The sequence below is a fragment of the Blautia sp. SC05B48 genome (genome assembly GCF_005848555.1).
Taxonomy (GTDB): Bacteria; Bacillota; Clostridia; order Lachnospirales; family Lachnospiraceae; genus Blautia_A.
In genome coordinates this window covers 716,599-741,158 of record NZ_CP040518.1, presented here as the reverse complement: position 1 = coordinate 741,158, position 24,560 = coordinate 716,599, and the positions used below count along the sequence as shown (strand labels likewise).

Here is a 24,560-nt window from a genome sequence, read left to right as displayed (position 1 = left end):
GGGGGTATGGTTCTGAATGAAGAACAATGGATAAAAGAATTACGGGAGAAACGGATTGCTTACGGTATCTCACAAGGCAGGTTGGCGGTGGCTTCGGGTATCACAAGGGAATATCTCAACAAGATAGAAAGCGGAAAAATGAAGCCGTCAAAGGAACTTCTGGAAACTTTGCATAAGGAACTGGCAAGGTTCAATCCAGAAGCACCGCTTACCATGCTGTTTGATTATGTGAAAATTCGTTTTCCCACGCTGGATATACAGCACATCATCAAAGATATATTAAAACTGAATATCAATTATATGCTCCATGAAGATTACGGACGTTACAGTTATACGGAGCATTATTCTTTAGGGGACATCTTTATCTATACGTCGGCTGACGAAGAAAAAGGTGTCCTTTTAGAGTTAAAGGGGCGTGGTTGCAGGCAGTTTGAAAGTTACCTGTTAGCACAACAAAGAAGCTGGTATGACTTTCTCATGGACGCACTCGTAGACGGTGGCGTGATGAAGCGTATCGACCTTGCTATCAACGACCATACGGGCATTTTAGATATTCCAGAGCTTGCGGAAAAATGCAGAAAACAGGAATATATTGGAAAGTCCAGAAGCTATAAGTTTTATCAGTCGGGCGAGCTTATCAAGCACAGAGAGGACGACAGAGAATATATGGGACGTACCCTTTATCTTGGTTCGCTGAAATCAGATGTGTATTTCTGTATCTATGAAAAGGACTATGAGCAGTACGTCAAGTTAGGGACACCGCTTGAAGAAGCCGACATTATCAACCGTTTTGAGATACGACTTCGCAATGAACGTGCCTATTATGCAGTACGAGATTTGCTGACCTATTATGACGCAGAACAGACCGCCTTTTCTATTATCAACCAGTATGTGCGGTTTGTTGATGAAGAACCAGACAAGCGAAAAAATGACTGGAAACTCAATGACCGCTGGGCTTGGTTTATCGGCGATAATCGGCAAAGTCTGAAGCTGACGACAAAGCCAGAGCCTTACACCTTAGACCGTACATTGCGGTGGGTACAAAGGCAGGTAGCACCGACCTTGAAAATGCTGAAAAAGATTGATAAAGGAAACGGTACAGACTACATGGAAACAATCGAACAGCAAGCAAAGCTCACAGAAAAGCATGAAATGATAATCAAACAGCAGACGACCCCTGCAAAAGATTTAGTAGAAAGTTAGGAGTGATAAAAAATGTGGGTATTATTAAAAGACTTCCTGCTGGTATCTATGGGAATGGGTATCGGCGTAGTCTTGATGTGTATTTTGAATGTCGGCAAAGAAGCTGACTATGAAATGAAACAATTAGAAGAAAGCGAGGACAAATAACATGAATTTCGGAAACAATTTGTATCAATGGTTTTTATCAAACGCACAGAGCTTAGTGCTTATGGCGATTGTGGTTATCGGTATCTACTTAGGGTTCAAGCGTGAGTTTTCAAAGCTCATTGGCTTCTTGGTAGTTGCCTTGATTGCTGTCGGTTTGGTATTCAATGCTGGCGGTGTGAAAGATGTACTGTTAGAGCTGTTCAATAAGATTATCGGTGCGTAAAATTTTATTGTGGTGCTGATATGCGAATGTTATAATGTGGATATGAAACACAGTATCTAGGAGTGATGGAATGAAATATATAATGCTTCATGGTTTGGGACAATCTTCTGAAAGTTGGAGTGATACCGTAAAAGTATTCAATGATGATTTTGAAGTTTTATGCCCTAATTTATCAGATTGGCTTTTTGGGAAAACACCATGTTATGATACATTGTATCGGACATTGGAAACATACTGTGAACAGTTTGAAGAACCGCTAAATATTTGTGGACTTTCTTTAGGTGGTATTCTTGCTATGCAGTATGCGATAGAACACCCAGAAAAAATGAACTCATTAGTGTTAATAGGCACAACAATATGAAATGCCAAAGTATCTGTTAAAAATGCAAAATCTGATATTCCGTATTATGCCTTGTTCAGCATTTGAAAAAATGGGCTTTCAGAAAACAGATTTTATCAATCTATGCAAATCTATGACGGAACTTAGTTTTAAACATAAACTGAAAAAAATATCATGTTCGGTACTTGTTGTCTGTGGCGATAAGGATAAGATAAATAAAAAAGCTTCTTTAGAATTGCAACAACAGATAGAAAACGCAGAAATAGCTATTATTGAAAATGCAGGACATGAAGTAAATACAGATAACCCAACACTACTAGGGCAAAAGTTAAATGTATTTTTCAAACAATATGTCTGATAAACAATTTCATATCCATACACACAAAGCAGTTAGTCTTAGGATTGACTGCTTTTTTCTTACAAAAATTTCAGATTGGAGTGATGAAATGATATACTCTTAGAACTTTTCAACAAGATTATCGAAGCATAAAATTTTGTTGTAGTGCTTATATGTGAATGGTATAATCGGGGTATGAAAAAAGATAAAATAGATTAGGAGTCAAGTTATGGATTATATCATAAGGGAAATTAAAAAAGCAGAATATGATTTACTCAATGACTTTTTGTATGAAGCAATTTATATTCCAGACGGTGTTGAGCCACCACCTAAATCAATAATTAACTGTCCAGAATTACAAGAATATGTTTTTGAATTTGGAAAGCGAAAAGATGATAGGGCTTTAGTTGCGGAAGTTCAAGGAAATGTCGTAGGTGCTATTTGGGTGCGAATAATGAACGATTACGGACACATTGACAATGATACACCGTCCCTTGCTATGTCTGTTTTTCAAAAGTATAGAGGACAAGGGATTGGGACTTCATTATTGCAACAATTATTGTTAGTGGAAAAATCTTTTGGTTATTCAAAAATTTCCTTATCTGTTCAGAAAAATAATTATGCAGTAAAAATGTATAAGAAAGCAGGTTTTCTTGTTGTTGATGAAAACAGCGAAGAATATATTATGACTATAAATCTATAACAAACAATCTAGTTTACAATTTCATATCCCTACACACAAAGCAGTTAGTCTTAGGATTGACTGCTTTTTTCTTACCAAAATTTCAGATTGGAGTGATGAAATGAACGATATTTTTAAGGATATGCAGGCAAAAGTCGGCTGTGATTATCTTTCCGACCTGCCCTCTTACAAGCGTAAGGTGTGGCATGAAATGAAACGGCTGAACCTTGCTGACTATGAAGAAAGACAGTTAGAAGATTTTTCAAAGTATGTGTTTGGTATGTCGTACCAGACCATAAAAGATGTGATGAAACAACAGAAAGGACGTGAGGAACAATGCAGGAAACAAGGGTGCTGGTGGAAACGAAAGGAACAACTGGCGAAGAAACAACATCATACTGGTTCGACCTGCCGATAGATGTTGCAGAGTTTGAAGAAAAGTTAGGTATCGGTGCAGAAAGTGGGGATTACCGCATTATCGAAAAGGTGTTGCCTTATGCTGATGAAGTTCACGAACATACAAGCGTGTATCAGCTTAACGAATTAGATTTTATGTACCGCCAGCTTTCAAGTGATATGCAGGAAGAATATGTATCACTACTTACGGTGTTTGAGAATTTAGAAGCACTTTATATTTGCAGGAACGTGATTACCGTTTATCCAGACTGCAAAAGCATGATAGATGTTGCAAGGCAAAAGCTGATGAACGACCCGACGTTCAAACATCTGTCCGAGGACTGTCAAGAATATTACTTTGATTTTGAAGCCTACGCTTCTCACTTGCAGGAACACGGGAAATTTTCAGTAACAGAACACGGTATCTTTGAACTGCCAGAGTAGGAAATGAGGTGGTGCTTATGATTGATGATATGGCGGTTTATATTGCTAATCTTGGTAAATACAATGAGGGTTATTTAGTCGGTGCTTGGTTCACGTTCCCCATTGACGAAGAAGATGTGAAAGAAAAAATCGGCTTGAATGAACAGTATGAGGAATACGCAATCCATGATACCGACAACTTCCCGATTGCGATTGGCGAGTATGTTTCCATTGAAGAACTCAATGAGATGTATGAAATGATAGAGGAACTTCCCGACTATATCGTAGAGTGTCTGGACGAATTTATCAGCCACTACGGGACGCTGGAAGAAGTCGTGGAACACAAGGACGATATTTATTATTATCCCGACTGTGAAACCATGACAGACGTTGCCTACTACTACATAGACGAATTGCAGGCACTTGGCGACATTCCACCCAGCTTACAGAACTACATTGACTATGAAGCCTACGGGCGAGATTTGGATATGGGCGGTTGCTTTATTGAAACAAGCCGAGGTATGTGCGAGATACCATACTAACGCTGGAAGATCAGCAACAAGCATTGTTGCTACTGACAGCGTATTTCTCTTTTAAGGGACAGTCTGAAAATGGCTGTCCTTTTCTATTTTGAAAGGAGCTGAAAGAACTTGAAAAAGATTAAATCTTATACAGGTATCTGGAACGTGGAAAAAGTCTTGTATGCAATCAATGACTTTAACTTACCCTTTCCCGTTACTTTTACACAGATTACATGGTTTGTGATTACGGAATTTATCATCATTCTGTTTGGGGATATTCCTCCACTTTCCATGATTGAGGGAGCATTTCTCAAATACTTCGGTATTCCTGTTGCTCTCACTTGGTTTATGTCGCAGAAAACCTTTGACGGAAAGAAGCCGTACAGCTTTTTGAAATCACAGATAACCTATGCCCTGCGACCTAAAATCACTTATGCAGGAAAAGCCGTAAAACTGCATAAGCAGACCTTGAATGAAACAATCACGGCAGTAAGGAGTGTGAACTATGTTCCCGATAAAATATATTGACAATAACCTTGTCTGGAACAAGGACAATGAGGTATTCGCCTACTATGAGCTGATACCGTATAACTATTCTTTCTTATCCGCAGAGCAGAAATTTATCGTGCATGACAGCTTTCGACAGCTAATCGCACAGTCCCGTGAGGGTAAAATTCATGCGTTGCAGATTGCCACAGAAAGCTCAATCCGCAGTATGCAGGAGCAGTCAAAGAAGCTGGTAACTGGAAAATTAAAGGAAGTTGCCTATCAGAAGATAGACGAACAGACCGAAGCGTTAGTATCTATGATTGGGGACAATCAAGTGGACTACCGCTTTTTTCTTGGCTTTAAGCTCATGGTTACGGAAGAACAGCTCAATCTGAAGAACATCAAAAAATCGGCGTGGCTGACGTTCACGGAATTTCTCCATGAAGTGAACCACACGCTGATGAATGACTTTGTTTCCATGCCGAATGATGAAATCAACCGTTACATGAAAATGGAAAAGTTACTGGAAAATAAAATCTCCCGTCGTTTTAAGGTGCGTCGCTTGGAAATCAACGATTTTGGGTATCTCATGGAACATCTTTACGGCAGGGACGGTATCGCCTATGAAGATTATGAATACCAGCTACCGAAGAAGAAATTACAGAAAGAAACGCTGATAAAATACTACGACCTTATCCGTCCGACAAGGTGTGTGATTGAGGAAAGCCAGCGGTATTTAAGATTGGAACATGAGGACAAGGAAAGTTATGTGTCCTATTTTACTGTCAATGCGATTGTCGGGGAGCTTGATTTTCCGTCAAGTGAAATCTTCTATTTCCAGCAACAGCAATTCACATTCCCCGTTGATACTTCTATGAATGTAGAAATCGTGGAGAACCGAAAAGCATTAACAACCGTCCGCAATAAGAAAAAGGAATTGAAAGACCTTGACAATCACGCTTATCAAGCAGGAAGTGAAACCAGCTCAAATGTGGTGGACGCATTAGACAGCGTGGACGAGCTGGAAACCGATTTAGACCAGAGCAAAGAAAGTATGTATAAGTTAAGCTACGTGATACGGGTGTCTGCACCCGATCTTGACGAGCTGAAACGCCGTTGTGATGAAGTCAAGGACTTTTACGATGACCTCAATGTAAAGCTGGTGCGTCCTGCTGGGGATATGCTGGGGCTTCATTCTGAATTTCTTCCAGCCAGCAAGCGATATATCAATGACTATGTGCAGTATGTAAAATCAGACTTCTTGGCAGGGCTTGGCTTTGGAGCGACCCAGCAGTTAGGGGAAACTACGGGTATCTATATGGGCTATTCCGTTGATACGGGAAGAAATGTGTACCTGCAACCGTCTTTAGCTTCGCAGGGCGTAAAAGGCACAGTTACAAATGCCCTTGCTTCTGCTTTTGTCGGTTCGCTTGGCGGTGGAAAGTCGTTCTGCAACAATCTTCTTGTGTATTATTCGGTGTTGTTTGGGGGACAAGCGGTTATCTTAGACCCAAAATCAGGTGCGAAACGTTCCTACTTGAAAAGAGTAGGCACAGCACTTCATTAAATCAATATTTAATGTGTGTTGGAGAACTAAACACACGAATAGTCGAATGACGGGGTAACGCCCTGAAAGGCTACTTTAATACTCCGACTGGCAGAAACTTGAGTAAACAAGGCTCTGTCAGAAGCTCGGTGAAGTCGGCAGACAGACACCGTAACAGATAATGCTGACGAAAGATTCCCAGAGGTGGGCGTTGTGTCCTATATGCCGGAAGTCTATAAAATATCTATGGTTAGAATGTAGATGAGAGGTCTACTGACGAATCCTTGAATGTACAGGTCTATATCGGGGCTGGATAGAAATGTCCAGTGACACAAACAGTGTCGCTACTGTGGGTGAGTAAGACTCCGCATTTATGAAAATCCATATAACGTTAAAGGCGTTATCAAGGTAGCAGGCTTATAGAGGAAACCTAAGGATATATGTACAGATAGTGTGTTTGGAACGTTGAAAGCTGACAACATGGAGATTTTACTGTCTGTGAAGTGTTCACATCAGAAAGTTATTGTGAGATTAGCAATGATATAAGGTGTGTTAATGTCAGTGAGAGTGGTGGCACAGTACCTATGAAACCGTGATAACAAGCGGTGGAGGGATAGCCACTAGTCATATGAAGAATAGAATTACTAAGAAAAATGGTATGGGTTCGAGTAAGACTAAGAGATGTACTTGCTCCTGCAAACAAGGAGGGTACAGACCATGCTAAAGAAAAACAAGCTCCGCTATAACGAGTATTATGATATGCAACATATTTATGACGAGTTATACGCACAGAGCAAGAACGGTAATAACTTTTATAAGTTACTTGAAATTATTGGTTCGGAACAAAATATTTGTTTAGCTTACCGTAATCTGAAATCAAACAGTGGCAGTAAAACGGCTGGAACGGATGGAATGACGATAGACGATATAAAACAACTCAGCAATGCTGAGATTGTTGCTACCGTTCGGGAAAGCCTTAGCAACTACCGCCCCAAATCAGTCAGACGTGTTTTCATTCCAAAAGCTGGGAGCGATAAAATGCGTCCATTGGGGATTCCGTGTATCTGGGACAGGCTGGTACAACAATGTATCCTGCAAGTCCTAGAGCCGATATGCGAACCAAAGTTCCATAATCATTCCTATGGATTCCGTGCGAATCGAAGTGCCCACCATGCAGTCAGCAGAGTAACGACACTGATAAATTTATCAAAATATCATTACTGTGTTGACGTAGACATTAAAGGATTTTTCGATAATGTCAATCATGGAAAACTATTAAAACAAATCTGGACACTTGGTATTCGGGATAAAAGATTGATTTGCATTATCAGCAAAATGCTGAAAGCCGAAATTGACGGCGAGGGTGTCCCAGAAAAAGGAACGCCACAAGGCGGTCTGTTAAGTCCACTGCTCTCCCTCATAGTCCTTAATGAATTAGACTGGTGGGTAAGCAGTCAGTGGGAAACATTCCAGCCGAAGAACCGCAGTAAAAATGGGTGGCTTCAATACGCAAAGAAATATACCAAACTGAAAAGCGGTTTTATTGTACGTTACGCTGATGATTTTAAAATCATGTGTTCAACCTATGGAGAAGCACAAAGATTTTACCACAGTACCGTAGATTTTCTTAATAAAAGGCTGAAATTAGAAATCAGTCCAGAGAAATCAAAGGTAGTAAATCTGAAGAAAAATTCATCAGATTTTCTGGGGTTCAAAATCAAAGTCATTCCAAAAGGAAGAACGAAACACGGTTATGTTGCCAAAACAGATATGAACCAAAAAGCATTAAAGAAAGCGAAAACAAATCTAAAGTTAAAGGTAAAAGATATAGCCAGACATACGACTGGCTTCAATATCAGCAGATATAATCTGACAGTTATCGGTATGCAGAATTACTACTGCATAGCAACTAACGTATATAACAACCTGACAGAAGTAAGTTACGCTCTCTTACCGACCATACGAATCCGTTTAAGGAACATTGCAAAATCAGTTCCATTTGAAAGTACAAGTTCAGAATTTCAGAGCAGGACAAAAGGAATCAGACCAAAAACAAAAATAGTGATGATTGCGGATAATCCGCTATTGCCGATTCAAGGAGTACAACACAAAAATCCTATGAATTTCTCGCAAGATATTTGTAATTTTACAAAGCAAGGGAGAAACAAGGTGCATGAGGACGTTGTAGTTGTAACAAAAGAAGAAATCCGAGCGTTGTTGGAAAATGAAAACCCTGCCGATAGCGTAGAGTTTAACGACAATCGTATTTCGGCATATATCGCACAACAAGGCAACTGCTATGTAATGAATCGTCGAGGAACTCCGTCCACTCTGATATGTATTCACAAATCAGACAAAGGAGATAACCTTGATAGATATTCTAATCTGGCATTTGTGGAAATTCCCATTGCAAAGGCAATCCTAACAGAATCAGCAGACGAAGCAAAATCACTGTTAAAAGGTTATGTTCTTAATAGTCAGCAGAAGAAAAAACTGAACAGAATACGGACGAATTACGGATACCAGACAATAACTGGGAAATAACTTATAAATCTATTTGGATATGATGGAACGCCGTATGAAGCGAAAGTTTCATGTACGGTGTGAAGCGGGGGAAAACTTGGAGATAACATCAAAAAGTTACCTATCGCTATAGCGTGGCAACTGGAAAGAAACACTTCCAGAAATCGCCCATGAAATCAATATCGTAAATCTTACCAGCGACAAGGACAATGCAGGACTTCTTGACCCATTTGTGATTATGAAAGACAAAGAGGACGGAGCGACGCTGGCAAAAGAAATTTTAACATTCTTAACGGGTATCTCTACCCGTGACGGAGATAAATTTCCTGTGCTTATTAGTGCAATCAGCAATGTATCTGAAAGCGAACACCGAGGGCTGTTAAATGTTATCACAGAATTACGGAAAGAAAATACGCCGATTGCGAACCATATTGCAAATCATATTGCCAGTTTTACGAACTATGATTTTGCACATTTATTGTTTTCAGACGGGACAGTAAAAAATACAATCAGCCTAGATAATCAGCTCAATATCATTCAAGTAGCGGACTTAGTATTGCCAGATAAAGACACCACTTTTAATGAATACACAACCATTGAATTATTATCGGTGTCTATGCTGATTGTGATTAGTACCTTTGCACTCGACTTCATTCACAGCGACAGAAGCATTTTTAAGATTGTAGACCTTGATGAAGCGTGGGCGTTCTTAAATGTGGCACAAGGAGAAACGCTCTCTAACAAGCTGGTTCGTGCTGGACGAGCTATGCAGGCAGGCGTTTATTTTGTTACCCAGTCTGCCTATGATGTTTCAAAGGAAAGTCTGAAAAACAATATCGGCTTGAAATTTGCCTTTAGAAGCACGGATATAAACGAGATAAAGCAGACCTTAGAATTTTTCGGTATCGACAAGGACGATGAAAACAACCAGAAACGCTTGCGTGATTTGGAAAACGGACAATGTTTATTGCAGGACTTATACGGGCGTGTCGGTGTGGTACAGATACACCCCGTCTTTGAAGAACTGCTACACGCCTTTGATACCAGACCGCCCGTACAGAGAAATGAGGTGGAGTGATGAAAGAAAGGATAAAAGGTGCGTTCACAAAAAAGAAGATTTTCCACTTTCTCAAAATGGCTCTGTTCGTGGTGGCACTCTCCCTTATCCTGCTTTCACTTCTGGGGACGGTGGCTCATGCAACGGGGCTTGTGGACGATACCATAAACGCAGAAAATCTTTACTCAAAATATCCCCTTTCCAACTACCAGCTTGATTTTTATGTGGATAATAGCTGGTCGTGGTTGCCGTGGAACTGGCTGGACGGGATTGGAAAATCGGTGCAGTACGGGCTTTACTGCATTACCAACTTTGTCTGGACGATAAGCCTTTATTTAAGCAATGCTACGGGCTATGTGGTGCAGGAAGCCTATAAGCTGGACTTCATTAACGATATGGCAGACAGTATCGGAAAGAGCATACAGACCCTTGCAGGCGTAACACAGAACGGCTTTTCTTCTACGGGCTTTTATGTTGGTTTCCTGCTTCTCATTATCTTAGTGGTGGGACTTTATGTTGCCTATACGGGACTTATCAAACGGGAAACCAGCAAGGCACTTCACGCCGTTATCAACTTTGTAGTGGTGTTCGTACTGTCCGCTTCGTTTATCGCCTATGCTCCCGATTACATCAAGAAGATAAATGAATTTTCATCAGACATCAGTACCGCTTCACTTGATTTGGGAACAAAAATCATGCTCCCCAACTCTGACAGCGAGGGCAAGGACAGCGTAGACTTGATACGGGACAGCTTATTTTCTATTCAAGTGGAACAGCCGTGGCTACTTCTGCAATTTGGAAACAGCAACGCAGAGGAAATCGGGGCAGACCGTGTAGAAGCTCTCGTATCGGCAAGCCCAGAGGACGAGGACGGAAAGACCAGAGAGGAAGTCGTGAAAACAGAAATCGAGGACAACGACAACAACAATCTGACGATACCGCAGGTGGTAAACCGTTTAGGCATGGTGTTCTTCCTATTGTTCTTCAATTTAGGGATAACAATATTTGTATTCTTACTTACGGGCATGATGTTGTTCAGCCAGATACTTTTTATTATCTTTGCAATGTTTTTACCTATCAGCTTTTTACTTTCCATGATACCGAGCTATGAAAGCATGGCAAAGCAGGCAATCGTGAGGGTGTTTAATACCATTATGACACGGGCAGGAATAACGCTCATTGTAACGGTGGCGTTCAGTATTTCCAGTATGTTTTATAACATATCCACAGACTATCCATTTTTCATGGTGGCGTTTTTGCAGATAGTATGTTTCGCTGGTATCTACATGAAGCTGGGCGATTTAATGAGTATGTTCTCTTTGAACGCTAATGACAGTCAAAGCATGGGACGAAGAATTTTCCGCAGACCGTATCTGTTTATGCGACATGGGGCTAGGCGTATGGAACACCGTATTGCAAGGGCGGTAAGTGCTGGCGGTATTTCGGGCGGTGTCGCTGGTGCGGTGGCTGGAAGTGCCGTTGCTAATAAACGAGCGGAAAGAAAAAATACAGCTTCAAAAGAAAATCGGGGCAATACCACTTCCAGCATGGGACAGCGTGCAGGCTCAAAGGTTGGTGCTGTCTTAGATACGAAAAATAAAGTAAAAGACAAGGCAAACGCTGTCAAAGAGAATATCAAGGATATGCCAACACAGACCGCTTATGCGGTATATTCCGCAAAGGAAAAAGCAAAGTCCAGCGTGTCTGACTTCAAGCGTGGTATGGTGCAGGAACAGCAGTCCAGACAAACGGGACGATTGGAAAAGCAGACACAGCATAGACAAAATATCGCCGATAAGCGTATGGAGCTTCAAAAGGCACAAGAAGCAAGGCAGGCACAGCGAAAGGCTGACGGATCAGCGACAACGGGAGCTACCCGTCCCCATGAGCGACCAGCCACGGCTTCAACCATTCCAAAGCCGAGTATGGAAAAGACGCAGGAAGTCAAACGCCCTGCCACAGCGACCACTTCAAAAACAAGTGAGCCAGTCAAGACAAGTGTTATCAAAGAGCGTCCGCTATCTTCTGGTGCTTCTGATAGAAAAGCGACCCAGTCTGTACAGCCAGTACATAGGCAGAATGTAGAAAAAGTGGTATCGCAGGAAACACGCCAGAACTACAAAGCAGAGCGTACTACAAAGACACAGACCTTTGAACAATCAAAGCGTACAACAGAACATACCGAAAAGAACCGTAGTCTTGTAATGAAGAAAGGACAGAAGAAAAAATGAAACTGAAACATATCGCTATCATTGGCAGTCTGTTTCCTATCCTCTTTTCTCTGGTGCTTTTCTTTGGTGTCTTGATTAGTGCGGACAGCGACGACGAGAACAGTAACTTTTCTTCTGGCATTACGGGTATGAACTTATCCGCAGAAGTCTTGAAACATCAGCCTATGGTGGAAAAATATGCCAGGGAATACGGCATTTCCGAGTATGTCAATGTGCTACTGGCTATCATTCAAGTAGAAAGTGGCGGTACGGCAGAAGATGTTATGCAGAGTTCAGAAAGTCTGGGACTACCGCCCAACTCTTTAGATACAGAAAGCTCAATCAAGCAGGGGTGTAAATATTTTGCGTCCCTGCTTTCTTCCTGCAAAAATCAAGGTATCGACGATTTGAATGTAGCGATACAGTCCTATAACTATGGCGGTGGTTATGTGGGATATGTGGCAGGAAAAGGAAAGAAACATACCTACAATCTTGCAGAGAGCTTCGCCCGTGAGAAATCGGGCGGAAAGAAAGTAACCTACACCAACCCGATAGCTGTTGCGAAGAACGGGGGCTGGCGGTATGGCTATGGAAATATGTTCTATGTGGAATTAGTCAATCAATATCTGACTGTGGCACATTTTGATAATGCGACGGCACAAGCGATTATGAATGAAGCGTTGAAATATCAAGGCTGGAAGTATGTGTATGGTGGCAGTAACCCGAACACTTCCTTTGATTGTAGCGGACTTGTGCAATGGTGCTATGGAAAAGCTGGTATCTCCTTACCGAGAACAGCACAAGCACAGTATGACGCTACCCAACATCTTCCACTCTCGCAGGCAAAGGCTGGGGACTTGGTGTTTTTCCATTCCACCTATAATGCTGGTTCGTATGTAACCCATGTGGGAATATATGTGGGAAATAACCAGATGTACCATGCAGGCGACCCGATAGGATATGCAGACCTAAGCAGTAGTTACTGGCAACAGCACTTAATCGGTGCAGGACGAGTAAAACAATAGAAAGGACTTGAAAAATATGTTTAAGAAGAATAAGAAACAGACAGAAACTATCAAAGAACCAAAAGAAAAAAAGGTGCGTACTGTCAAGGTAGGCACACATCAGAAAACCGTGATTGCGTTGTGGGTGGTGCTTATCGCAAGCGTGAGTTTTGGGGTGTATAAGAATTTTACGGCTATCGACCAGCACACGACCCACGAAAAAGAAATCATTGAGCTTCGCTTACAGGACACCAACGGGATAGAAAATTTCGTGAAGAACTTTGCGAAGTCCTACTACACATGGAGTAACAGTAAAGAAGCGATTGAAGCAAGGACGCAGGCAATCAACGGTTATCTGACAAAGGAATTGCAGGACTTGAATATAGATACCATTAGAACCGATATACCGACCAGCTCCACAGTTACAGATGTGATTGTGTGGCATATCGAGCAATCGGGAACGGACACTTTTTCTGCTACCTACGAAGTAGATCAGCAGATAAAAGAGGGAGAACAGACAAGAAATGTCAAGGCAACCTATACCGTAAAAGTCCATGTAGACGCTGACGGGGATATGGTAATCGTTCAGAACCCTACCCTTGCACCAGCAATCGAAAAATCAGACTATGAGCTAAAGACACCAGAAGCAGACGCAAGCGTAGACGCTGATACCGTCAATGACGCTACCGCATTTCTGGAAACATTCTTTAAGCTCTACCCAACAGCCACAGAAAAAGAGCTTGCCTACTATGTAGCTGGAAATGTGATTGAACCTATCGGCAGGGACTACCTTTATTCTGAATTGGTAAACCCTATCTTTACAAAGAACGGGGATAATGTGAAAGTCAAGGTAGCGGTAAAATTCCTTGATAATCAGACAAAGGCGACGCAGGTATCACAGTATGAGCTTGTGTTACAAAAGGATAGTAACTGGAAGATTGTAGGATAAATGATATAAAAAGACCGTAGCCTGTAATATAACACTCTGATGTGATATACAAGCTACGGTTTTGTCATTGATTATTTATAGGTAAGGAAATAGTTGTAGAAAAGCCTTTATTTAATGCACTTGAAATGGAAACTGTTCCTTTATGAATAGAAATGATTTCTTTCACAAGAAGAAGTCCTAGACCATGTCGCAAATCTAACCTATTATCTGTACTTTGTAAATAATGAGGTGTCGATTGTATTTTTTGTAGTTCTTTTTCGGAAATTCCTTTTCCATTATCGCTGATTACTAATTCTAAATTATTTCCATTTATTTCTAATCTAACTGAAATTATACAGCCGTTTTCATTATGATTGATACTGTTAGAAATAATATTTTGTATTGCTCGACATAGCAATCTTTCGTCGCCTATAATAGTGATTTGTTCTGTATTATGGTTTAAGTTCAATTCAAATTCAAACTTATTATTTATATTGCTGTTTAGATATTCAGCAACAATTTCTCGTATCAATTTACAGAAATGAACTGGTTTTTCTTGATGTGGTTGCACATTATAATTTAATTGGCTTACAAGGTTTAAATCTTGAACCAAATTTTTGATTTTTACACTTTGAATTTTGATAATATTAGCTTGTTTTCTAGCGTTTTCCTCAACATTTAATGAAGAAGATATTCTATCTGCATATCCCATAATCATGGAAAGGGGTGTTCGTATATCGTGTGAAACGCCACTTATCCAGTTTGCTCTTGCTTGATTTTGTTTTTTTAATTGCAATGACGTTTCGTTGATACGATTTCCAATTTCTTCCAATTCTCCATTTATATTAAGTGTAACCGTTTCGCCGTGTGATAGTTTATCTATTCCATTGAGTATAGGGGAAATTTTTAACATCACATTTCGTTTTGATAAGTAGTACACAATAAATAGAATGGCAATATTTGATACTAACATAATCAAAAAAAGAAAGGGTGTTTTCTGTATTGCTGATAAGGGAAGATAGTTAGTCATAAATTTTGAATAGCTGTTCTTTGGATAACCTAATACTAATAAATCATTTCCTTGTTTCCATGTAAATACGGGATAATTTTCGATATACCCCTTAGAAAAGGTAGCAACATCTTGTAATGAATAGTTTAATGGTATTTCTTTTGGTAGATTGTGTTTCCATACTACATTACCATTATCATCTATTACTATTCCCCAGATATTGTTTGTAACTAAATCTTTTTGACATTTATTATTTAATATATATTCTCCATTTTGAATAGTAAGGTTATTAGATACTTTTTCTAGTATTTGAATAGGATTATCTTTGCTTATACTGTTGACAGTACCATTAAAAGTTAGGAAGAAAATTAATAAATCTAAAAGCACTATAAGAATTACTACTGATAAGTATATAAAGAAATGTTTACTGATAAATTTTCCAAAATTACGCATTATTGTAACCTGCTTTCCACGTTTATTTTATATCCCAATCCTTTAACAGTTATTAATGATTTTGGTTTTGAGGGGTTAAGTTCAATTTTTTCTCTTATACGTCGAATATGAGCAAGGAGAGAATTTCCATATCCAAATGGGTTATCGCCCCATACAGCTTCACAAAGAGCGTCTATTGTTACAATATGATTAGCATTTCGTACAAGTGTTTCTAAAATATCATGTTCTTTTGCGGTAAGAGGTAAAACTTCATCGTTCTTTATAACTTGTGCATTAGCCAAATCAATTTTACAATCATGTAATTCTATAAGAGGGCTATCTTCCTTATAACATCTGCGTAATACGGCATTTAGGCGAAAGACAAGTTCTTTTGGCATAAAGGGTTTTGTTATATAATCGTCAGCTCCTAACCCAAAACCAGAATATTTATCTTGTATATCATCTTTTGCAGTCAAAAATATTACTGGAATATTAGTGAAACTTCTTAGTGCGTCCATAAGTTCAAAACCGTTTCCGTCTGGAAGCATAACATCTAATATAGCTATATCTGGTTTTTCCTGTTGGCAGATTTCCAAAGCTGATTTTACACAATCAGCGGTAATAATATTAAAAAAGTTTTCATCTTCTAATATGGTAATGAGCATACTTCTTAAACTTTCTTCATCATCAACTATTAATACTTTTTTTGATTTTAAGTATGTATCTTTCATTTGTTTGTCACACTCTCTTTATCTTTTTCTTTATCCTATTATAACATTCTGAAAAAAGTTGAACAGTCATTTTCGCATTTGTAAGGTAAATGTAAGGTAGAGAGAATGTTGCTGTAATGTCGGTGTTTTATATTATAAGTAACGAGAAAGGAGTTAAAAATTATGAAAAACATGATTGAAACTAAAAATTTGACAAAAACATACAAAGAGTTTATTGCAGTAGACCACGTATCTTTACACATTAAGAAAGGTAGTATTTACGGTTTTCTCGGACCAAATGGTGCTGGGAAATCTACGACTATGAAAATGCTTTTGGGTTTGACTGCACCTACTGATGGAGAATTTCAAATTGATAACATGACTTTCCCGAATGACCGTGTTCGTATTTTGAAAGAAGTTGGTTCATTTATCGAGTCTCCGTCATTCTATCCAAATTTAACAGGTAGAGAAAACCTTGATATTATTCGTAGAATTTTAGAACTTCCAGCGTCAAGTGTTGATAAAGCATTAGAATTAGTAGGATTATCTGAATTTGGTAATCGCTTGGCAAAAAAATATTCTTTAGGAATGAAACAGCGTTTAGGTCTTGCTTCTGCTCTACTTGGCGAACCACCAGTTTTAATTTTAGATGAACCAACCAATGGTTTAGATCCAGCAGGTATTCACGAAATTCGCAATCTCATTAAAACACTTCCAAAAAGATATGACTGTACGGTTCTAATTTCGTCACATATGCTGTCAGAAATTGAATTATTAGCAGACAATATTGGTATTTTAAATCATGGAAGATTATTATTTGAAGGAAGTCTTGATGATTTGAAATTGACGGCACATCAAGCTGGCTTTGAAAATGATAACTTAGAAGAAATGTTTTTATCTATGATTGATGAGGACAATGCCAATAGAAAGCAGAGGTTAAAATTATGAAGAATTTAACCGTAGAATTAAAAAAATGTAAACGTACTGGAATATTAGTGGTTTTACCGCTTGTTGGACTTCTTGGTGCATTATACGCTTTTGTAAATTTTATAGTTCGTAAAGAGGTTTTGTTGAGTTTACCGCTTCCGCCTATGGACGTTTTGCTGACACAACTTTATGGAATGGTTATGGTTCTTAATATGTTCGGCATTATCGTGGCAACAACTTTAACATATAATATGGAGTTTCAAGGAAATGCAATTAAAAAGATGTATATGCTTCCTTTTAAGACATCATCTATTTTCAAAAATAAATTTTATATATTATTTGTTTTGCTTACTTTTTGTATCGTCTTGCAAAATGGAGCATTGTGTATTATTGGAAATATCTTTTTACCCAACGGAACTTTTGAGTTACTAACACTTGTCAAATATACAGGATATTGCTTTGTATCATCTTTACCTGTATTGGCATTTATGCTTTTGGTGTCATCACGATGTGAAAATATATGGTTTACATTAGGTATTGGAGTAGCAGGTTTTTTTAGCGGTATGGCAATGTCCCTTTCAGATATATCACTATTTCTTGTCAATCCATTTGTACTGATGATGAAACCTGCGGTAGCTTCAACAGCAAGTATTGATACAGGTATTTTAATATTGGGAGTTTTTGAAACAATCATATTCTTTATGATTGGCTGGTATCTTTGCAAAATAAAGCATTATGAATAAAAGGGGGGCAATCGTATGTCAATTATTGAATTGTTAAAAATAGAATTTATGAAAGTAAAAAGGTCTATGATTTTACCTTTGCTTTTAATTCCGCCTATCTTAGTTGTGATTTCTGGCGTATCTAGTATTAGTATGTATATGACGCCAGAATATACAGACGCTTGGTCGGCAATGTTCATTCAAAGTGCATTACTTTTTGGATATTATTTACTTCCATTTTCAATGGTAATTGTTTGCGTTATGATTTCCAACAGAGAAACAAAGAATAATGGTATATTAAAAATGCTTGCTTTGCCCATCAGTAAAGGAAAACTTGCATTGGCAAAGTTCTTTGTATTATTAAGTTTTTTAATGATTGAATTATTAATCTTTTTCAGTTCATTCATCATTGCAGGCATTATTGCTACTAAAATAATGAATGTGGCAGAAAATATTCCTGTTTTCTACTTACTCACATGGACATTAAAATTGTTTGCAACAATGATTCCAGCTATTGCTTGTATGTGGGCGATTACTGTACTATTTGAAAAACCACTATTGTCTATGGGATTAAATTTACTCTTAATAATTCCGGGGGTTTTAATTGCTAATACGCCTTTATGGTTAGTGTACCCTTATTGTTATAGTGGTTATGTCGTATCAGACGCATTACATACTGTAACAACGACGGGAACAGGAAGTACAATATCGCTATTTCCTTTTATACCGTGTGCTGTAATCATATCAGCCCTTGCACTATATGTTTCTATTAAATGCTTTGGACGAAAAGAAATGAGGTAATATAAAATGAAAAAAAATAAATTAAGTGTTATTACATTTATCATTTCGCTGTTACCATTTATCACGTTATTGATTTCTCTTTTTACAGAAGAAATTACAGGAGGACTTCAAACGGGATTGATTGTATTAAATGTAATCTCGATATTATCTGGTTTTGTTCTTTCGGTTTCGTTAGTAAAAAATCCCAAACGACGAGATGTATTTTCAATCGTCGCTTTATGTGTTAGTGCTTTTTTCGGTTTTCTTATGTTTGGTATTTTAGCTTTTGGCTTAATAGCCACTTTTATGTAAAAAATGTTTATGAAAAATATATAGATTAAAGGTTATTTGAAATATGATAGGTCTAAAAAAACGAGATATTAAAAAAGCTTTGAAAGCAGGTGCAAAGGCTGGCGGTGTTTCATTGGCTGATATACGGGCTGATATTGAAGCAACGATTGATGAAGCCATGAACAGCCCAGACCCAGAGGTGCAGGCAAATTTCAAAAAATATTTTGGTAATAAACGCCCTACCCCAGAAGAATATATTTACAAGATTACCAAAAAGACAAAGATTTGAAAAAAGGCTTGCTCCATACATATTGTATGATCTGCAAGCCTTAATCTATTTCAGAGGAAATTTAACAGTAAAAGTAGCACCGCCACCAGCAGTATCATTGATAGTTATTGTGCCGTTCAGCATTTGGGTTAATTCTTTGGCGATACTTAGTCCCAGTCCAAAATTTGATTTGTTCGTATGGGACTTGTCGCCACTATAAAAGCGGTCAAAAATATACTGCTTATCTTCATCAGAAATGCCTTGTCCGTGGTCTGCCACAGAAAAAGCAATATTCTTTTCGGTGGCGATTACTTCTATCTCTATCAAAGAATTATTCTTGGAATGTTGAATGGCATTATCCATAAAGACACACAAGATTTGAAATAATCGGTCTTTGTCGGTAAGCATGGCAGGATAACTTTCCTCGGATAAATGCAGTTTTAGTTCTAAATTCTGCTTCATGCAGACGGGTTCGTAGGTTTCATATAACGTGATGAGTAAGGTATCTACATTGATTGTGCTTTTATGCAATGTCCATGTTTTAGCGTCGGAAGAAGCCAGAAGCAACATATCTTTGACTAAACGGGATAACCGCATACATTCAAAATCTATGGTCTGTACGGCTTGCCTTGCCTGCTCGTTTAAGGAAACATTATCAAGAAGCATATCCGTGTTGGAAATCATAACAGCAAGTGGAGATTTTAATTCATGGGACGCTGTTGCAACAAAATCTTTTTGGCTTTGCAGTATCCGTTCCGTTGGAGCAAACGACTTTTTCAGCAGATAACGGGTCAGCACGATAACAACGATACAAGCCAAAAACCAGATAAGAAGATAGATAGGCAATGTCTTTTGTAAAATATCCGTCAAACTGGCTGTCTGATAAAAAAAGGTTGCATGATATACGGTATCATTTGCTGTCCGAATGGTAGCAGGAATAACAAAATAAGTATCGTGATGTGTTCCTCTTATTTCCAGAAAACCGCCTTGTGAAGTTGTGCTGTTTTCTGTTTGTGATAATGGTTGTGTAGAAATCTGCTTTTCTACATCATGCAACAGATTGTCCGTAGGAGTTGGAAATGGAAAATTACTCTGATAAATGGTATTTCCTTTTGTATCGCTAATCAAGGAAAAAATATGATAACTTTCTTCGTAGGCTTTAAGTTCCTTATCCATATCCGAAGAAGCACTTTCCACTTGATAAATCAGCAAGGTTGTCAATCTTTGAAACAAGGTGCTTTCGTTGATTTTTTCCGTGTGAACTGTGTTCGCAACAACAAAGGAAATCACAAGGGTAATAATCAGCATAACAGAACTTGCAAACAGAATATGAAGTTTTCGGTATAAATTATTTAACATGTTTCTTTCTCCAGTTTGTACCCTGCACCGTAGACCGTTGTTATTTTACAGGAACTTTTTAACTCTTTTAGGCGTTTTCGCAGAAAAGAAATGTAACTGTCTACATTGCCAGTTTCCACCTCAGAAGAACTGCCCCAGATTTTAAGGATAAGCTGTTCACGGGAAAATAGTGTTTCTGGGTTCTGCATAAATACAAAAGTCAATTCGGTTTCCTTTGAAGTTAATAAAATAGAATTGACGGGTGTAGATAAGGTTCGGCTGTCTTTATCGAAAGTTAAATCTCCATATTGTAATTTAGACGATAACTGGATATTGGCAGGTCGCCTTGTCAATGCCCGAACTCTTGCAAGCAATTCTTTGATATGAAATGGCTTTACTAAGTAATCATCAGCACCGCCGTCTAAACCCTCAACCCGATTGTCAAGGGTACTCATGGCAGTAATGATAAGGATAGGAATAGATATTCCTTTTCTACGCATAGATTTTATGATTGTCAAACCGTCAATGATTGGTAGCATACGGTCTACAATGGCGAGGTCATAAGCATAGTCGGTATTTAAGGCATACAGCATAGCGGTTTCCCCGTCATTGCAACAATCAACCATATAGTTTTCTTTTTCCAGCGAAATTTTTATATTTTTACATAATTCTAAATCATCTTCCAGAAGAAGTATTTTCATAATGTATCAATCCTTTTCTATATAAATTATAGACAGTATAACAGAAAAGTCTGTAAAAATCCTCTAAAAAATGATGATGATTTTCTTACTTTTTTACAGGATTTTTAGAATGGTTTCCTTTTACAATAGGGGCATATCGAACAAGAAAGGTGGAATACAAAAATGAAAAAAACAAACATCAGTAAATTTGTAGCAGTTGGATTATGTATCTGTGCATTGACGGGGTGTGGTGCAAGTCCAGATGAAAAACCAGATACGTCTAATCCTATTGTCAATTCTAATACGAATGAAGAAAATGCAAATGGTTCTTCAGAAAATAAAGGAAACGACATATTAGATTCTGCTAATTTGATAGGAAGTGTTTTGGAATTTACAGACAATGGTTGCTTGGTAAATCAAGCAAAAGATATTGAGGGTGGAGCTGGGATAAAAATAGAAGCACCGGGAATGGAAAAAAAAGAGAATGCTGTTTCTGTAACCTATAACCCAGATTGTGAATTTGTCATTGCCACAGTAAATGCACAGTCTGGTGTTAGGAATGTAACAACGGGTTCTATATCCGATGTAAAAAAACAATCTGAAGTATATCTCTATGGAGAGTTTTCAGACACACTTCATTTTAATGCAACAAAGGTTGTCGTAGCTCGTTGGGAATAGAGGTGTGAAGTATGAAGTTTTATCAACTTGGCTTTCGCTATTTACAGCGAAAAAAAGGAAAAACCATTCTTCTGTTGATTGTTTTGATACTTGTAAACAGTATGATTTTAGGTACAAGCATGATTTTAAGGACTACAAATGAGTCCAAACAAGCCATGCAGGAAAAGACAAATTCTAAGATTGTAGCTGAAATTACAAGTAAGGACAGCAAGATAACCGAGAATGAAGTAAACAAGATTGAAACGCTGGAAGATGTTTCGTCTATCAACCGTATCGGCAGACAAGAGGTATTTCCGAATGATTTTGCTCCCGTTACGCTCAATACTTCTACGAATGAGGAAAATTTGAAAATAGCGTTGCTCTCCTATGATGATTTGGAAAAAGACAGTCCTTTTTCAGAAATGCAGTACCGCTTAGCTTCTGGCGATTATATCAAACATGAGAAAAAAGGTGCTGTTATCAATGCGAACCTTGCAAATCAAAATGGACTAAAGGTTGGAGATACGATTGAACTAGGTACAGAAAACGGAACAAAAGTATCTGTTCAGATTATTGGAATTTTCATGTCCGCAGGAAATGCGGAAAAAGACCAGCCGTCAAAAACTACGGCGGTCAATCGAATAGAAAATCAAGTCTTTATTGACAACAGCACTTATAAAGAATTGTTCAAAGAAGCTGAATTTGAAAAACTCTGCGTTTATTCAAAAAGACCAGAAAAATTAGATGTGCTGGAAACCAGCCTGCAAAAAATATTCGGAAATGATGTAGAACTTAGCACTTCCGATACCCTTTATCAACAGATGTCTGCTCCATTAGAGCAAATCAGTAAGGTGGCAAATCTTATGCTGGTACTTACATTGGTAACTGGTACTGTTGTTGTTTCCCTGCTGTTATGTATGTGGATGCGGACAAGGCAAAAAGAGGTGGCAATCTTTATGAGCCTCGGCAAGACAAAAAGTGAAATTTTCCTGCAAACTTTATTAGAAGCAGGCAGTGTATTTACACTTTCGGTTTTAGGAGCAACAGCCATTGGTAAATTGTTCTCGGGCGTTTTGCAAAACGTCATTACCGGTTCAGAAACAGTAACAGAAAATCTGAAAGTGGTTTTGCAGATACAAGATATTGGAATGTTGTTCCTTTTAGGCGGTGCAGTTATTTTGGTGGCATTGTGCTGTTCCATTCTTCCGATATTACGAGCAAACCCAAAAGATATATTAGCAAAAATGGAGGGATAGTACATGAATTTTTTTGGATTGGCAAGGCGTTCTGTGTTCAGAAAGCCCGTAAAAAGTATTCTCTTATTGTTGATTGTTTTTGCAATCAGTACCTTGCTTCTTGCAGGTGTGGCGAGCAAAAATGCCAGTATTGAGGTGCAGGACAAAACCAGACAAGCCATAGGTGCAGGCTTTCTTTTAGAAAGAAATGCAGAGTACCGAACAAAGCGAGTTCGTGAATACTCAGAAAAGATTGGTAATGATAAGGAAGGTAGTTTTGGTGGCTACCATCAGGAAAAAGAGATTATCAATGGTGTGGAGACTTGGACAGGCTGGACAACAAATGAATTTGAAAGCTTAGATATAAAAGACATTGAGAAATTGGCAAAAGCAAAAGGAATTGCTGATTACAATATTACAACAGTAACAACTCCCGTAAACCCTGTAAATTTCAAAAGGATTGAAGATAAAGATGTAGACCAGAATGCAGATGTTGGCGGTGTAAGTTTAATTGGAAACAAAGATATGAAACTAGACAGAAATGTTTTATCTGGAAACCTGCATATCAAAGAGGGACGAATGATAACCCCAGAGGATAAAGATATGTGTGTCATTTCAGAGGAACTGGCAAAGCAAAATAATCTGAAAATCGGCGATAAGATTTCTTTTAATGATTACCACGATACTGAAAATTCAAAGGTATCAGAAGCTGAGATTGTTGGAATTTATCAAGTGGATCAAAAGATGTCCCCACTTATGCAGGGAGATACTTACCGTTCGGAAAATGTAATATTTACAGATTTGAGATTTCCAGAAAAGGCAGAGGGTGAAACAAGTCCATTATATGAAAGAGCCTATTTCAAAGTGGAAGATGTGGAAGCTTACGACGAAGTAAAAGAAAATCTGCAAAAAGTAGACATCAATTGGGAGCAATATGATTTGATTGACAATAACGGAAATTCCGAAACCATGTCCTCAAACTTCAATGATTTAGCAAAAGTGAGCGAAATGATGATATTGGTAATCTCTGTTGCAAGTTTTGTTATCCTTGTTTTAGTATTTCTGTTCTGGCTGAAAAATCGGGTGCAGGAAGTTGGTATTTTCTTATCTCTCGGTGTTCCGAAATTTAGAATTATCGGACAAATTTGGAGCGAAGCGATTATGATTGCTGTTCTCTCCCTTATGTTGTCCTTTGCTGTCGCTCCTGCTGTTTCTAAAGTAACTGCAAATTATCTGGTATCACAGCAGGTTCAGCAAATGCAAGAGGAAGAAAAGAATAATGAGGGAAAAGTATCCACAGAATACGTTGCACCAAAGCAGGACGTGCAGAGTATCAGCGTAGAGGTTACGCCAGAAATGTATCTGTTGGACGGTGTAAGTGTTCTTGTGTTGATAACGGCTTCTGTTCTGGTATCTGGAATTGTAATACTAAAGAGAAACCCGAAAGATATTTTATCGGAAATGAGTTAGGAGGACGACGAA

Annotated in this window: 26 protein-coding genes and 2 pseudogenes; 24 read left to right on the top strand and 4 right to left on the bottom strand. The window is 38.4% G+C overall.

All coding sequences use genetic code 11. The features are described from left to right. Window positions 1-6 precede the first annotated feature (6 nt). The 16 genes and pseudogenes from mobT (at window position 7) to EYS05_RS03215 (ending at window position 14,050) form a co-directional block, all read left to right on the top strand. A complete protein-coding gene (mobT, locus tag EYS05_RS03285; protein ID WP_138276593.1) occupies window positions 7-1,203 on the top strand; it encodes a MobT family relaxase in 1,197 nt (398 codons plus the stop codon). A 12-nt stretch (window positions 1,204-1,215) separates the two neighbouring features. Further along, window positions 1,216-1,350, top strand: a complete 135-nt coding sequence (locus tag EYS05_RS03280) for a DUF3789 domain-containing protein (RefSeq protein WP_005339698.1) — start codon at window positions 1,216-1,218, stop codon at window positions 1,348-1,350. A gap of 1 nt (window position 1,351) precedes the next feature. Then, entirely contained in the window at window positions 1,352-1,573 is a 222-nt protein-coding gene (locus tag EYS05_RS03275) for a hypothetical protein (RefSeq protein WP_004843355.1), read from the top strand. A 70-nt stretch (window positions 1,574-1,643) separates the two neighbouring features. Beyond that, window positions 1,644-1,934, top strand: coding sequence for an alpha/beta fold hydrolase (locus tag EYS05_RS17575; RefSeq protein ID WP_005339695.1), 291 nt, complete (start codon window positions 1,644-1,646; stop codon window positions 1,932-1,934). A 1-nt stretch (window position 1,935) separates the two neighbouring features. Then, a complete protein-coding gene (locus EYS05_RS17570) occupies window positions 1,936-2,271 on the top strand; it encodes an alpha/beta fold hydrolase (protein WP_243119203.1) in 336 nt (111 codons plus the stop codon). Between the two features lie 208 nt (window positions 2,272-2,479). Further along, a complete protein-coding gene (locus EYS05_RS03265) occupies window positions 2,480-2,953 on the top strand; it encodes a GNAT family N-acetyltransferase (RefSeq protein ID WP_005339691.1) in 474 nt (157 codons plus the stop codon). Between the two features lie 100 nt (window positions 2,954-3,053). Next, on the top strand, window positions 3,054-3,350 hold the full coding sequence (locus tag EYS05_RS03260; RefSeq protein ID WP_101880314.1) for a conjugal transfer protein: 297 nt from the start codon (window positions 3,054-3,056) through the stop codon (window positions 3,348-3,350). After that, window positions 3,269-3,772, top strand: coding sequence for an antirestriction protein ArdA (locus EYS05_RS03255; protein ID WP_015559967.1), 504 nt, complete (start codon window positions 3,269-3,271; stop codon window positions 3,770-3,772). The genes EYS05_RS03260 and EYS05_RS03255 overlap by 82 nt, the downstream gene beginning before the upstream one ends. A gap of 17 nt (window positions 3,773-3,789) precedes the next feature. Beyond that, a complete protein-coding gene (locus tag EYS05_RS03250; RefSeq protein WP_002323345.1) occupies window positions 3,790-4,293 on the top strand; it encodes an antirestriction protein ArdA in 504 nt (167 codons plus the stop codon). 108 nt (window positions 4,294-4,401) lie between these two features. Further along, complete coding sequence (locus EYS05_RS03245) at window positions 4,402-4,800, top strand: conjugal transfer protein (RefSeq protein ID WP_004843362.1); 399 nt, start codon at window positions 4,402-4,404, stop codon at window positions 4,798-4,800. Next, window positions 4,778-6,280 (top strand): annotated as a pseudogene (locus tag EYS05_RS03240) (ATP-binding protein); the annotation flags it as partial. The gene EYS05_RS03245 and the pseudogene EYS05_RS03240, both read left to right, overlap by 23 nt. A gap of 744 nt (window positions 6,281-7,024) precedes the next feature. After that, on the top strand, window positions 7,025-8,851 hold the full coding sequence (gene ltrA, locus EYS05_RS03235; protein ID WP_002298631.1) for a group II intron reverse transcriptase/maturase: 1,827 nt from the start codon (window positions 7,025-7,027) through the stop codon (window positions 8,849-8,851). A gap of 112 nt (window positions 8,852-8,963) precedes the next feature. After that, window positions 8,964-9,908: pseudogene (locus tag EYS05_RS03230) on the top strand (ATP-binding protein); the annotation flags it as partial. After that, window positions 9,908-12,118 (top strand): CD3337/EF1877 family mobilome membrane protein, encoded by a 2,211-nt coding sequence (locus tag EYS05_RS03225; RefSeq protein WP_003431919.1) that lies wholly within the window; start codon window positions 9,908-9,910, stop codon window positions 12,116-12,118. The pseudogene EYS05_RS03230 and the gene EYS05_RS03225, both read left to right, overlap by 1 nt. Then, entirely contained in the window at window positions 12,115-13,122 is a 1,008-nt protein-coding gene (locus EYS05_RS03220) for a C40 family peptidase (protein WP_003431918.1), read from the top strand. Before EYS05_RS03225 ends, EYS05_RS03220 begins: the two co-directional genes overlap by 4 nt. Before the next feature lie 16 nt (window positions 13,123-13,138). Next, window positions 13,139-14,050: a conjugal transfer protein gene (locus EYS05_RS03215; protein ID WP_003431915.1), complete on the top strand. Its 912-nt coding sequence runs from the start codon at window positions 13,139-13,141 to the stop codon at window positions 14,048-14,050. A 64-nt stretch (window positions 14,051-14,114) separates the two neighbouring features. Here the strand turns inward: EYS05_RS03215 and EYS05_RS03210 are convergent, their stop codons facing one another. Continuing rightward, a complete protein-coding gene (locus EYS05_RS03210) occupies window positions 14,115-15,491 on the bottom strand; it encodes a sensor histidine kinase (protein ID WP_003431912.1) in 1,377 nt (458 codons plus the stop codon). After that, window positions 15,491-16,201, bottom strand: coding sequence for a response regulator transcription factor (locus EYS05_RS03205; protein WP_003431910.1), 711 nt, complete (start codon window positions 16,199-16,201; stop codon window positions 15,491-15,493). Before EYS05_RS03205 ends, EYS05_RS03210 begins: the two co-directional genes overlap by 1 nt. Before the next feature lie 162 nt (window positions 16,202-16,363). Here EYS05_RS03205 and EYS05_RS03200 point away from each other — a divergent pair, with 162 nt between their 5' ends. Genes EYS05_RS03200 through EYS05_RS03180 form a run of 5 tightly spaced genes read left to right on the top strand, consistent with a single transcriptional unit; the run spans window position 16,364 to window position 19,189 of the window. Continuing rightward, complete coding sequence (locus EYS05_RS03200) at window positions 16,364-17,128, top strand: ABC transporter ATP-binding protein (protein WP_003431908.1); 765 nt, start codon at window positions 16,364-16,366, stop codon at window positions 17,126-17,128. Further along, window positions 17,125-17,850, top strand: a complete 726-nt coding sequence (locus EYS05_RS03195) for an ABC transporter permease (protein WP_003431907.1) — start codon at window positions 17,125-17,127, stop codon at window positions 17,848-17,850. Before EYS05_RS03200 ends, EYS05_RS03195 begins: the two co-directional genes overlap by 4 nt. A gap of 15 nt (window positions 17,851-17,865) precedes the next feature. Then, the gene (locus tag EYS05_RS03190) at window positions 17,866-18,630 is read left to right on the top strand and encodes an ABC transporter permease (protein WP_003431905.1); all 765 of its coding nucleotides are present in this window, start codon (window positions 17,866-17,868) and stop codon (window positions 18,628-18,630) included. A 6-nt stretch (window positions 18,631-18,636) separates the two neighbouring features. Further along, the gene (locus EYS05_RS03185; RefSeq protein WP_003431903.1) at window positions 18,637-18,921 is read left to right on the top strand and encodes a hypothetical protein; all 285 of its coding nucleotides are present in this window, start codon (window positions 18,637-18,639) and stop codon (window positions 18,919-18,921) included. A gap of 43 nt (window positions 18,922-18,964) precedes the next feature. After that, window positions 18,965-19,189: a hypothetical protein gene (locus EYS05_RS03180; RefSeq protein WP_003431901.1), complete on the top strand. Its 225-nt coding sequence runs from the start codon at window positions 18,965-18,967 to the stop codon at window positions 19,187-19,189. Between the two features lie 45 nt (window positions 19,190-19,234). On the opposite strand, the gene EYS05_RS03175 is transcribed toward EYS05_RS03180, so the two are convergent. Then, the gene (locus EYS05_RS03175; protein ID WP_005342375.1) at window positions 19,235-20,527 is read right to left on the bottom strand and encodes a sensor histidine kinase; all 1,293 of its coding nucleotides are present in this window, start codon (window positions 20,525-20,527) and stop codon (window positions 19,235-19,237) included. Further along, window positions 20,521-21,207 (bottom strand): response regulator transcription factor, encoded by a 687-nt coding sequence (locus tag EYS05_RS03170; protein ID WP_015559973.1) that lies wholly within the window; start codon window positions 21,205-21,207, stop codon window positions 20,521-20,523. Before EYS05_RS03170 ends, EYS05_RS03175 begins: the two co-directional genes overlap by 7 nt. Before the next feature lie 162 nt (window positions 21,208-21,369). Between EYS05_RS03170 and EYS05_RS03165 the strand changes: the two genes are divergently transcribed. From EYS05_RS03165 to EYS05_RS03155, 3 genes are read left to right on the top strand one after another with little or no spacing between them, the layout of a single operon-like run. Then, window positions 21,370-21,864, top strand: a complete 495-nt coding sequence (locus tag EYS05_RS03165; protein ID WP_138276592.1) for a chitinase — start codon at window positions 21,370-21,372, stop codon at window positions 21,862-21,864. Window positions 21,865-21,875: 11 nt separating this feature from the next. Continuing rightward, complete coding sequence (locus tag EYS05_RS03160; RefSeq protein ID WP_055232974.1) at window positions 21,876-23,099, top strand: ABC transporter permease; 1,224 nt, start codon at window positions 21,876-21,878, stop codon at window positions 23,097-23,099. A 3-nt stretch (window positions 23,100-23,102) separates the two neighbouring features. Further along, window positions 23,103-24,548: an ABC transporter permease gene (locus tag EYS05_RS03155; protein ID WP_138276591.1), complete on the top strand. Its 1,446-nt coding sequence runs from the start codon at window positions 23,103-23,105 to the stop codon at window positions 24,546-24,548. Window positions 24,549-24,560 lie beyond the last annotated feature (12 nt).